The sequence below is a fragment of the Paenibacillus sp. FSL K6-1230 genome, from assembly GCF_038002385.1.
GTDB classification, from domain to species: domain Bacteria; phylum Bacillota; class Bacilli; order Paenibacillales; family Paenibacillaceae; genus Paenibacillus; species Paenibacillus massiliensis.
The window spans coordinates 4,777,060-4,789,640 of the sequence record NZ_JBBOCK010000001.1; the positions used below are offsets into that span (position 1 = coordinate 4,777,060).

Consider the following 12,581-nt stretch of genomic DNA (forward strand, 5'->3'; position numbering starts at 1 on the left):
GCACACGCTCCTCTGTATGGATACAGCACTCTCTTTTATTTTGTGGATAGCCCCTGAACGGCCTCATCAAGCTCCTTCTTCAGATCTGCACCGCCCAGAGCCATATAATCACTCATTTCACGCTCATATACCTCTTCAAATTGCTCAGGCTTAGCCATCGTTGCTTTGACAATAATGACGTTGACCTTATCCTTAAGCGCAGTACTGTACTTCAGCTCCGCCTGAATCGGCTTGTCGAAGACAAGAGGACCTACTGTATCCGTGTTTGCAATATCAATAGATTGTCTCAACAGCTCCTGATTACGTTCAGGGAAGCCCATAATCCATGCTTTTTCATTCGTGGCCTGATCTCCGATATTTTTGCCGTTGGAGATGATTGCGAGATCACCTGCATTGAACAGACGGTCAATGGCCTCCTGGGATGCATCCGCTTTTACAACTGGGATCCCGTCCACCATGTCATAATTTTCGCCCTCAACACCACTGTAGATGTCGATGAGATTGTTGTCTGACGCCATCCAGTCCAGGTACTTGATAGCTTCCACAGCACGTTTGCTGCTCTTTGGAATCATGATATACAAGCCATTGGAGGCATAGCGGGACTTGATATGCTTGTTGTCTACATTCGGATTTGTGTAAGCATCGATAGGGAGCACCTTGCTATCCGCCACATTTTTGGTCAAGTTATCAATCGTTCCTTCCGCGTAGAACATGGCATCCACATCCTCTGACCAGAAGCCTGTATTGCCATTCTGAATGTCCTTAGCCAGTTGTGTCTTGTCTTCATCCAGACTGAAGTCCTTGCTCATCAGCCCTTCATTGTAGAGCTTGTTCATGAACTTCAAGGAATCCTTGAAGCCGTCATGCAATGGCAGCTCATAGCGCTGAGGGTAAGCATAATCACCGTTTATTGGCTTGATGAATGAGAAAATCAGAGGCTCGAACTGAGCTGGTGCCAATGTCATGCCCATAGGTATATTTCGGCTGCCAAGCTGACCTGGGTCTTTGTCTTTAAACGCTTTCAAAGTTGTGTATAGCTCTTCTGTCGTCGTTGGAGCCGGCAATCCCACCTTATCCAGCCAGTCCTGACGAATATAAGAGCTATAACGGCCTGTAATGGCACGTTTGCCCGGAATAGCGAATTGCTGACCCTCAACCTGTCCGAACTTCAGCGTATCTTCGCCAAGGAATTTCTTGAGATTAGGTCCATGTTGATCCAGCAGCTCTCCGACATCTGTCAGCCCCCCCTGCTGGGCATAACGGTAGAAGACACTGGAATCGTATACAAAAACAATGTCGGGAACATCGGTATTACTGGCCATCAGAACGTTCAGCTTCGTAACTTCCTCGGAGCGCTGAATCGGTACAAACTGTACATCAATGTTGTTCGGATCACCGAATCGTTCCTGCACCAGCTTCGATAAATAGTTATTGGTAATCGTGTGGGGCGAAGGACTGTTACCGCGATCAAATATTTCTACTTTCAAGGTGACGCGTTCTCCATTCGAAGCGTTGCCATCGCCCGCACCTTCATTGGAAGCGGATGAGCAGCCTGCCAGCAAGGACACTCCCATGACCATGGTAAGTGCCAATCCTACCCATTTCTTCAGACTCCCTTTGGTTGCTTTCAGTGTCATTCGTGTCATCTCCTTTGCCTTTGCGTGAATGATCGAAGCTTGCTCTGAGTATTCCACATAGACACTTTCATTGACAATAAACCTGTTTCGGAACAAGGACTGAGGCATTCATCCGATCTATGGTTTATGACAAGGTAATTAAGGTTCAGCTTGCTCTGCTATAGGATTAGACACGGCTTGCAGTGACTTCGTTACACCAACCATTCTCGGTGATAACAAACTGAAATCGGATGTCAATAAACCGCTTTCATATCCAGTTATTTCGGACAATTACGCAACAAGACGCATGCCTGCTGGCTCTCCCTCCTAATGGAGTGTGCCTGCATAACATGCGCCTCAATATTGACCCAATATGCATCAAAAATAAACGTCTTTATACCGACATTTCACGAATCGGCCATCGGAGCATCCCGTTTCGAACGCCGGTAATCCCCTGGCGTCATACCTATAATTCGTTTGAACACGCGCCCAAAGCTGATCGCATTCGCATACCCTACCTGTATGGCAATATCCTGCAGGGCTTGGTCTGTATTCAGGAGAAGCTTCTCGGCCTCCTTCATCCGCAGTGTGGTCACGAAGTCCACAAATTTCATATTGAATTCGGTCTTGAACAAATAGCTCGCATGCTTGCCAGAGACTTGGAATCGGTCGCTCAGATGCTTCAGAGACAGGTCTGGATTAGCGAACTGCTCCTCAATGTAGCTCTTCATCTCGTTAACCATCGCTTTGTAGCTCTTCGTCTCACTGACGGATACATAGATGCGGAACAGGTCTGTCAGTTCATCGAACAGCAGACTTTTGACATCGGCCAAAGTCTCTGCTGCCTCCACACGCTTCAGCCGTTCACTGTTGTTCTCTTCAGACAGCTCCTCCTGGAGTTGCTCGGACATCACGGCTACTTCCCGGCTCAGCATTTGCAGCAATGCTTGCATGAAGGAGCGAATATCCTCATCTGACAGCAGATTACGCTCGAACGCCGCGAAAATCTCCTCCAGCTGCTCTCGCCACTGACCGCTAGACATACGGAAGCGCTTGACGAACTCCGCAATCATTTGTAAATACGTATACGTCTCTAGCAACTGCTGATGTGTATCGCTGCTTTCAGCCAGAATGACATCACCGTTCATCAACAGCTTGCGGTGAAGCACGGCTTCCGCTGCCATATAGGATTCCCTAATGAAACCAATGCCTTCGGCAAGCGGACCCACCCCGAAGCTGAGCGAGATGCGAAGATTCTGCTCCACCCAGGTACGGCATTCCTCCGCAACCGTGCGAAGCTGCTTTGTCATGTCAATACTGCTGTCGGAGGACATGAAGATAATCGCAATCTGGTCCGCGCTGACCCACTCCGCCCAGCATTGCAGCCTCGCATTGCGAGAGAGCTCCTGCAGAACGTTCATCAGTGCGAACTTCAGCGTATTCTGATCCCCTCGGCTGTACTTATCCTGGAATACCTGCTCATAACGATTGATTTCACTGACCACGACAGCAAAACTGGGTTGCTCATCCATATCCGTGAGTGGCGATATCTCTCGCAGCCGCTCAGCGGCCTGCTCCAACCGTTCGCCACGTAGCAGATCATGGAATAGCTTGCTCCGCTGTAACAGCAGATTCTCCCTGCTCTTTTTGTCATAGTCCATCATATGGTTGATCAGATTCTCCAGTACACCATCAATCAGCTTCATCTCATCCATACGGGAGCCGGATTGCTCCATGGTTCGAATCTGATGCGCCTCGATCCGGTTCATAATAATCTGGATCGGCTTGTAATTGCGACGTGTGATGTAGACGATGTAGATAATGGCGATCACTACCGTCGCAATCGCAATAACCACCCATAGGTAGGAGATCACTGACACCCAGCCAAATAGATTCCCCGCCTTTATACCGCTTACAAGAGTCCAGCCCAGTCGATCCAGCTTCAAGGTATTCAGCTTTTGTCCACTTGCTGCTCCCGCCTGATCTGCATGTGCGTGATACACGAGCTGGCCTTCACGATCGAGAATGGTCATAAATGACAGTTGGCCATTGACCATGCTGTCGATACTCTGCTCAATACTGCTCATCTTCACATTAATCACCAGCACACCATCGGTACCGAAGGGCAGCGGCATCTCTTTGTTCACCGTCAATACCCGCACAGGCGTGCGCTGCACAAAGCCCGGATTAAATTCGCGAACAGGCTGCCAGCCTGGGGCGAGTGATCCGGATAGAATACGGTCAATCCATACCTTATCGGAGAAGGTCTCAACATCTCTCAAACCGCTCGATGTTAAAACGCTTTCATTTTTCTTGTCATATAAATAAATGGATTGGATGTAGGAGGAGGAGTTCGTCATTTCACGCAAGCTCTGCGCAATGGCATATTCAGCCTCTCGGCCTGAGCGTACATTACGGTTGAAATACCGCTTGTAGGCTTGGTTTCCCTCTACTGCCTCCAGCACCGACAATTCAATATCCCGAATCGTGCGATCCACGCTATCCACTAAATAACTGGAGGAAATTCGATCTGCCTTCTTGGTCTCGGATCTAGAAATATCATTAACGAACACAAAAGCGATAAAAATGAGTATAGTCACCGTAAGCAAAAAAATAGGGAAATATGATACCAATAATCGGTTGTACCAGGTACGAGACAATAGATACCACTCCTCACTCCTCGCCGTCATTGCAAGTCGGTTGCGGGTCTGCTTTTCCTCTGTTCGACATGCCTTTGGGGCTGGACTCGTGTGTAACGCTGTTCCGTCTTGTAGGTTCAATTAGTATGGCTATAGTATACCATAAGCCCACAGGACACAGGCAGTCGCGTAACAACTCGGATCACTGCTTTTACTCGTGCAAGACCAGCAAAAGACGCCCCTACAGGATGACCAGGGCGTCTTCAGATCATTGCTTCAAGTGCTTCTGCGTAATGCAACCCCATGCAGCCTAATTTAGCCTAATGTGGCCTCTTGTTGTTTGACTTGGAGTTGCGATACGGTGATATCGGTAACGAACATCAATCCGGCTAGATATCTCCGCTAAGCTAGCTTTGGTCCTTCTTCACCGGAGCCGCGAATAACCATTCATGAGCCGGATCATTATGGAACACCCATGTCCGTGTCGGACCAGCCATGACATTGAGATAATAGGAATCATAGCCTGGCGGAGCAGACACCGGGTGATATCCCTCTGGCACCAGAACAACACTACCATCCGTCACAGCCATCGTCTCATCCAGTGTCCTGTCATCGTTATATACCCGCTGCACGATGAAGCCCTGGGCTGGATTTATCCGGTGATAGTAGGTCTCCTCCAGATAGGACTCCTGTGGCAGGTTGTCACGATCATGCTTGTGCGGCGGGTAGCTGGACCAGTTCCCGCCTCGTGTATACACCTCAACGACCAGCAGGCTCTCAGCCTCTTTCTGCTCTGGAAGGATATTTACGACCTGCCGTGACATGCTTCCGCTACCGCGTTCCTCCACCCCTGTGTCGGCGGGAGTAATCAGTCTCGCTTCGTATTTGCCTTTGGCAGGAGCAAGACATACGGCTAGCTCTACAGGGGTATGCGCTATGATCTCATAGCTGGCTCCTGCTGGTACATAGACGGAGTATGGAGGGATACCTTCGAATACGGACATACGCTTGCCGATAGCCTCAAATGTTCTACCTGCCGCCTGTATATCAGCTATGCCAGATAACAATACAAGACAGGCTTCATGTCCCTCTGTCATCCGCGACAGGCTCGCACCAATCTGCAACTGGTATACTTCAAAGCCGACATATTGCCAACCAGCGCTCTCTGGGCTTACAGCCAGAATACGTCCATCCTGATTCGGCTCCGTAGCCTTAACCATCAATCGTGACATGTGCATGATCCTCCTCGGTTGGTTGGTGTAGGTTGGTTGGTGTAGATATCCTTCTCCGTCAAGACATCGGAGGCGCTGCTGCAAGATCAAGCACAGGCAGCTTCACAGGAAGGCCCAGACGATGTGATTCCTTGGCCGCCGCTGCGATCCGCTCCGCCTGAATGCCATCCAGACCTGAGCATATGATGGACTGGTCATGCAGGATGGCATCGGCAAAAGCCATAACCTCATCAATATAGGCCTGCTGATAGCGCTCCAGGAAGAAATGCAGCGGCTGATCACGTATGACGGAGGCAGCCGTTGACAGCTCCACCGTAGTCGGGCGACAATTGTCTGCTGCTGCGGCTCCCTGAGAGCCGAACACCTCCACACGCTGATCATAGCCATATACAGCCTGACGACTGTTATCAATCACACCGATGCTTCCATTGGCAAAAGTAAGTGTAATGATCGCAGTGTCCACATCACCGTGGCGCGCGAACATAGGATCAATGAGGTTCGCACCGCGCACATACACCTCAGTCACTTCCTCACCCATGATATAACGTGCCATATCAAAATCATGGATCGTCATATCCATGAACATCCCCCCTGATGAGCTGACATAGGCCTCGCTTGGTGGCTGGGGATCACGTGACGTAATCTTGAGTACATGCGGCTGGCCCAGCTCTCCGGCATCCACCAGCTGCTTCAATCGACGAAAGCTCGGGTCCATGCGGCGATTGAAGCCTACCTGTAGCTTCACTCCAGCCTCCGCTGCAATCCGTAATGCCTCCGCACTCTCTGTATGGGAGAGACTGATCGGCTTTTCACAAAAGATATGCTTGCCTGCTCTGGCTGCCTTCTTGATCCATTCTGCATGTGTATCGGTGGGCGTACAAATAAAGATGGCCGCAATGTCGGGATCATTCAACAATACATCACCATCGCGATGCAACTCCTGAATCCCTCTGGCCTCTGCCCATGTCTGCAATTCCTCTGTGATCCACGCCTCCGCAATCGCTTTCAAAGAAAATGCTGGCAAACGTAACAAATGATCTGCATGCAGCCTGCCAATTCGCCCAGCACCAATGATACCTACTCCGATTCTACTCGTCATCGCTCCATTAACCTCCCCGATGTATCGCCAACCACTATAGGCACAATATCATGACATCAGCAGTTCGCACGGTGCTTCAACAGCAATATAACGCTTCACCCAGCAGCACAATCGTCAAAGCCTGACCATATGCCATCGGCCCAAGGATAATATCCTTGTAATCCTCCTTCTTCTTCCCGATCCCGGTACCTCCAGATACTCCTTCCACGGTACCATCCTCGCGAATCCGTGCCAATACGGCTCTAACGGCCTTCACAGCTTGATCTGCATAGGAGGCAGGCAATAGTCCCTTGCGCACACTGTACAGCAGTCCCGCAGCAATTGCAGCCGAGCCCGAGGTCTCGGTATAGCTGTCTGGATCATCGAGTAGCGTATGCCATAACCCATCCTCATGCTGTAGAGCAAGCAGAGCATCCATCTGGGAACGCAGCGTCTGTTGCAGGTATTTCAGCACCCCTTCATCCAAATATGGCTGCATGAGTTCTATATACTCTGGCAATCCGAGTGCGAACCAGCTGTTACCACGGCACCAGAAGGCTTCACTGAAATTATGTCGCCCGGTGAAGTGCCATCCATGATAGAACAAGCCTGTGTTCTTGTCGTACAAATATTTAATGTGAAGAAGCAATTGATGAAGTGACTCTTGTCTCCAGGCTGCATTGTCATACTTCACCCCCATCTTCGCCGTGAACAGAACAGCCATGAAGAGTGTGTCGATCCAGAGTTCGTTCTCATGGAGTGTCACATCGTGAGCTGTTGCACCAGAGGTCACATGCTGATAGCCATCCTCCTCGGTTCGCGGGAGCTCCTGTATTAGCCAGGCTATCCATTCCTTGCTTAGCTGCTCCGCCTGATCCAGATCCATCAGAGAGAGCAGAGGGGCAGTCGTATTAATATTGCGACCTGGCAAGCCTTGGGCGAAATGCTTCTCCATCCAAGGCAGCGCATAGGCAGCAAATCGGTCATCCTCAAAATACTGCCCAATCTTGTTCAGGCCATATAGACCTACGCCTTGTGGCCAGTCCCATTCCTCCATCCCGAAATCGCGGGCAAAATAGCCGCGCCGTGCTGCGTCCGATCCCAGCTGCTGTAGCTCATCCTCATTGTTAGGCCGCTCCAGATTCATTAACTTTTGCATGACCCGATTCAGCTTGTCGATCAGTTCACTTCGTTCCAACGTGTTCTTCTCCTTCGCCATCATCCGTCTCACCATCACTTTGCTAGTATTCTTCCTGCACAATATTGTTACCGCTTACAAACCACTGTGCTCCCGGATGAATGCCCGTGCCTTCTGTGCATATTCGAGCGGATCGGCGAGTGCCGGGTCCTGCTCTGCTTCTACGACGAACCAGCCTGCATACTCCGAAGCGGCGAGTGCCGCGAAGATCGGTGGAAAGGTAATGCAACCATCGCCAGGTACCGTGAAAGCCCCTGCCTTGACTGCCTGCAGGAAGCTTAGTCCGTCCTGCTTCACACGCTCCACCACATTCGGTCGTATATCCTTCAAATGTACATGCCGAATGCGCCCCAGATGGCGCCGCAAAATGTCCAACGGATCTTCTCCCGAGAAAGCCAGATGGCCTGTATCGAACAACAGCGATACCTCCTGGGGATCAGTCATCTCCATCAGCCGTGAGATTTCCGTCCCTGTCTGAACGCCGGTGCCCATATGATGATGATACACAATTGTCATGTCCTTTTCACGTGCCAGTCTACCAAGACGTCCCAGTCCTTCTGTCAGCAACACCCATTCCGCATCTGTAAAAACAGGCTTATTCGCGAACAAGGGTGTCTCTATCTGCCCCTGTATACTGCCACCTTGTTCAGATACGACGATGACCTTGGCCCCCATAGCATGTAAGAAATCACGATGTGCCTTGAACGCCTCGGCTGTCTCCTCAAAGGGGTGAGTTGTCAGATAGCTGCTGAACCAGGCACTGGCAATCTCCAGCTTGCGGAGCTCCAGAGCACGGCGCAGGATGGCCGGATCACGTGGATACTTGTTGCCGACCTCACTGCCCTGATACCCAGCAAGCGCCATCTCGCTGATACATTGCTCAAAGGTATGTTCTCCACCAAGCTCCGGCATATCATCATTCGTCCAGGCGATTGGAGCAATCGCCAGCTTGACTGCATGTGCTTTGAACATCGTCTTCTGTCCCTTCTATATTATAGGGTGAGCTTGCCTGAGCAGACTATTCCACCTAAAATCAGATCCGTTATTGCATTAGCGAGGTCAAATTAAATTTGCGTATAAGCCGCTGCAAGCGGAGAGCCCTGCCGACCGTTGTTAAGCTTGCTGTTCTTTGATCTAAGATGATTAGTAGAACCGCAAGTTTAAAGACGAGCACCTCGTTTCTCTAAGACTTCCCCGCTTTCCACTAATGATGATGCTCACGAGGTCATTCTACCGACATTAAATTCGAACGAGGCTTTAGTAACGGCGTGCCTGCTTCAGACCTTCCTCTCGTCGAGAATGGGCATCCTGGATTGCCTTGCTATCGGATTCAGCAGCTGTACCGACATGCCACCATGCTCCATAGCCGTGTGTCATGGTCTTCGGCAGCACCTTGATATCAAGGAGCGTGGATACGGTCTGCTTACGCGCATCTGCAAGAGCTGCCTCCAGTTCACTTATGCTGGTAACCCGATAGGTTACTGCACCGTAGCCCGCAGCACTAGTCGCATAATCAATTGCCATGACGCTACCATTCAGCTTGCCACTGTCACTGCGGTAACGGAACTCGGTGCCTATGCTCCCCATCCCGTTCTCCATTTGCAAATTGTTGATGCAGCCAAAGCCTGCATTATCCAAGAGCACAATATTGATTTTGCGGCGTTCCTGCAGACTCGTCACCAGCTCCGAATGCAGCATCTGATAGCTGCCGTCGCCCACCAGCGCATAGACCTCTCGATCCGGCTGTGCCAGCTTGATTCCCAATGCCCCGGCAATCTCATAGCCCATACAGGAGAAGCCATATTCCATGTGATACGTATCCGCTATGGTCGCCTCCCACATGCGCTGCATATCCCCAGGCAGACTTCCTGCCGCGCCAATAACGATCGCATCCTGCGGGATTTGTTCATTCACTACAGCCAGCACGCAGGTCTGTGTCAATGTCGTACCTAGTGCCTCTGCATATTCCACAAGCTCGTGATCCAGATGACCAGCCACTTCAGGTACGAAGCTGCCCGACGAATAATCTGTGCTGGCAAGTCGCTGCCGTTCTTGCTGCCATTCAGCCTTCGCCTTGGCAATTTCTTCTCCGTAACCCGAGCGATAGCTCTGCACCTCCAGTACCGTCTTCAGGGCACGAAGCCCTTCTGCTGCATCACTAACAACAGGCAGCGCATCCAGCTTCGAGGCATGGAATGCCGAGGCATTGATCGTAAGGAATTCTACTTCTGGATGACGGAACAGACTCTTCGAGCCCGTAGTGAAATCCGTGAAGCGTGTGCCCACTCCGATAATCAGATCCGCTTCGGCTGCCAACGTATTAGCAGCAGCATTCCCTGTCACGCCTATACCACCAAGGTTATACGCATGACTGCTCTCTACCGCACTTTTTCCGGCTTGCGTCTCACCGAACGGAATGTCGAAGGCCTCAGCAAAGTCTTTCAGCTCCTGACCTGCATTGGAGTACCGTACCCCTCCACCGCAGATAATCAGGGGCTTGTGCTTCGTCGATATCAATTCGGCAGCAGCGAGGATGTCACGCGGATGCGGCTGTCGTCGCTCAATTCGGTGTACTCGTTTACGGAAGAACTCCACCGGGAAATCCCAGGCTTCACCCTGTACATCCTGCGGTAGTGCAATGGTCACTGCACCGGTATCAGCCGGGTCTGTCAGCACTCGCATCGCATTCAGCATGGCTGACATAAGCTGCTCCGGACGCGAGACACGGTCCCAATATTTACTGACCGCCTTGAACGCATCATTAACGGATATAGCCAGACTATGGGTATGCTCCATCTGCTGAAGCACCGGATCGGGCTGTCTAGTCGCGAAGGTGTCCCCAGGTAGCAACAGCACGGGAATCTGATTCGCGGTAGCTGTAGCCGCCGCCGTCACCATGTTCGCGGAGCCCGGACCGACCGAGGCTGTACAGGCCATAATCTGACGGCGTCGACTCTGCTTGGCAAAGGCCACGGCGGCATGCACCATTCCCTGCTCATTCCTTCCCTGGTAGACCGTCAGGTCTCCCGGGGCGCTCTCCAGTGCCTGACCGAGTCCCAGCACATTGCCGTGGCCAAACACAGTGAACACTCCTTTTACAAAGCGTTCGGCCCCGTCCTCATGCGCAGCATGCTGCTGAGCAGCTTCATTCGTCTGTGTATGTCCCTGATCCGTCTCAACATATTGGTTGTTCAAAAATCTGACCAATGCCTGCGCTGTTGTCAATCGAATCGTATCCAAGGAACTACCGCCTTTCATCCGAATTTGCATTAAGTGATTCCTAGCCAGCAATCCATCAGGCTATCAAGCTATCAATGGCCATCTAACACTGCTTCATCTTACTGCCAGCGAGCCGTAACCATCTTCTTGCGAGTATAGAATTCCACGCCATCCGTGCCATTTGCATGGAGGTCGCCGTAGAAGGAGTCCTTCCAGCCAGAGAACGGGAAGAAGGCCATCGGTGCGGGAACACCCACGTTCACACCCAGCATACCAGCCTCTATATTCTCACGAAAATAACGAACCTTGCCGCCGTCATTCGTGAAGATACACGCCCCGTTCGCAAAGCGTGAGGCATTGGAAATATCCACGGCCTCCTCTAAGCCTTTGACCCGGATGATCGACAGTACAGGAGCAAACACCTCTTCCTGCCAAATCTTCATCTGTTGCGTAACCTCGTCAAAAATCGTTGGGCCGACAAAATATCCGTCCCCTGCCACGGCCTGATCCTTGCGCCCATCGCGCAGCAATCTCGCTCCTTCTGCTACACCTTGCTCAATATAGGAGAGGGTTCTGTCTTTATGGCTTTGGCGAATTACCGGGCCGAGGAAGGTGTCCTCATGCAGACCGTTGCCAATCGTCATATTGTCACAGGCCTGCAGCAGTAACTCCAGCAGCTTGTCGGCCACTTCCTCCTGCACCGTCACGACGGAGCACGCCATACAACGCTCACCAGCCGAACCGAAGGCTGCGTTGACGATCTGGGTAGCCGTCGCTTCCAGATCTGCATCCTGCAGGACGATGGAGTGATTTTTGGCTCCGCCAAGCGCCTGTACACGCTTCGCATGAGATGTGCCTTTTTGATACACATACTCAGCTACAGGCTGCGAGCCGACGAAGGAAATCGCCTTCACATCCGGGTGCTCCAGCAGGCCATTCACGACATCCTTTGCCCCGTTGATGAGATTGAATACCCCTGCAGGCAAGCCCGCTTCCTCCAGCAGCTCTACAAGTCTTGCTGCCAGCAGCGGAGTACGCTCAGAGGGCTTCAGCACGAAGGTATTGCCACAAGCGATCGCAAGCGGGAACATCCAGCAGGGTACCATCATCGGGAAATTAAACGGGGTAATTCCCCCCACGACGCCTACTGGATACCGGTACATTCCGGATTCAATACCTGTAGCAATGTCCGGCAGCTGTCTGCCCATCATTAATGTCGGGGCTCCGGCAGCGAATTCCACACATTCAATCCCGCGCTGTACCTCACCATAGGCTTCGTTGTAGCTTTTACCATTCTCCAGCGTAATCAGCCGGGCCAGCTCCTCCCAATGCTCTACCAGTAGCTGCTGGTACTTGAACATGATGCGAGCGCGACGTGGCACCGGTGTGCTGGACCAGCCTGTGAATGCTTCCTTCGCTGCTGCTACGGCGCGATCCAGCTCCTCCCGCGTAGATAAGGGCACTTCTCCCAGTACTTCTCCGGTAGCGGGGTTGAATATGGTTTCGGTCTGCGATGCCTCTGCTTGCACCCATTGTCCATTGATATAATTCCTGAGCACCTCTACTCCCTGCTTCTCCATGTCCTCTCTCCTCCGGTTC

General features: G+C 51.6%; 8 protein-coding genes. All 8 read right to left on the reverse strand.

The window, feature by feature from the left end:
- Positions 1 to 35: 35 nt before the first annotated feature.
- Positions 36 to 1,637 carry an extracellular solute-binding protein gene (locus MKX74_RS21050; RefSeq protein WP_018887787.1) on the reverse strand — a complete coding sequence of 534 codons (1,602 nt, stop codon included), beginning with the start codon at positions 1,635 to 1,637 and terminating at the stop codon, positions 36 to 38.
- A 386-nt stretch (positions 1,638 to 2,023) separates the two neighbouring features.
- Positions 2,024 to 4,306, reverse strand: coding sequence for a helix-turn-helix domain-containing protein (locus MKX74_RS21055; protein WP_341179739.1), 2,283 nt, complete (start codon positions 4,304 to 4,306; stop codon positions 2,024 to 2,026).
- 356 nt (positions 4,307 to 4,662) lie between these two features.
- A complete protein-coding gene (gene iolB / locus MKX74_RS21060) occupies positions 4,663 to 5,487 on the reverse strand; it encodes a 5-deoxy-glucuronate isomerase (RefSeq protein ID WP_341179740.1) in 825 nt (274 codons plus the stop codon).
- Positions 5,488 to 5,545: 58 nt separating this feature from the next.
- The gene (gene iolG, locus MKX74_RS21065; RefSeq protein ID WP_018887784.1) at positions 5,546 to 6,586 is read right to left on the reverse strand and encodes an inositol 2-dehydrogenase; all 1,041 of its coding nucleotides are present in this window, start codon (positions 6,584 to 6,586) and stop codon (positions 5,546 to 5,548) included.
- Positions 6,587 to 6,662: 76 nt separating this feature from the next.
- Positions 6,663 to 7,799 (reverse strand): glycoside hydrolase family 88/105 protein, encoded by a 1,137-nt coding sequence (locus tag MKX74_RS21070; RefSeq protein ID WP_341180630.1) that lies wholly within the window; start codon positions 7,797 to 7,799, stop codon positions 6,663 to 6,665.
- A gap of 39 nt (positions 7,800 to 7,838) precedes the next feature.
- Positions 7,839 to 8,735 (reverse strand): myo-inosose-2 dehydratase, encoded by an 897-nt coding sequence (iolE, locus tag MKX74_RS21075; RefSeq protein WP_133569289.1) that lies wholly within the window; start codon positions 8,733 to 8,735, stop codon positions 7,839 to 7,841.
- Between the two features lie 285 nt (positions 8,736 to 9,020).
- Entirely contained in the window at positions 9,021 to 11,003 is a 1,983-nt protein-coding gene (gene iolD / locus MKX74_RS21080; protein WP_341180631.1) for a 3D-(3,5/4)-trihydroxycyclohexane-1,2-dione acylhydrolase (decyclizing), read from the reverse strand.
- 98 nt (positions 11,004 to 11,101) lie between these two features.
- A complete protein-coding gene (locus MKX74_RS21085) occupies positions 11,102 to 12,562 on the reverse strand; it encodes a CoA-acylating methylmalonate-semialdehyde dehydrogenase (protein WP_341179741.1) in 1,461 nt (486 codons plus the stop codon).
- Positions 12,563 to 12,581 lie beyond the last annotated feature (19 nt).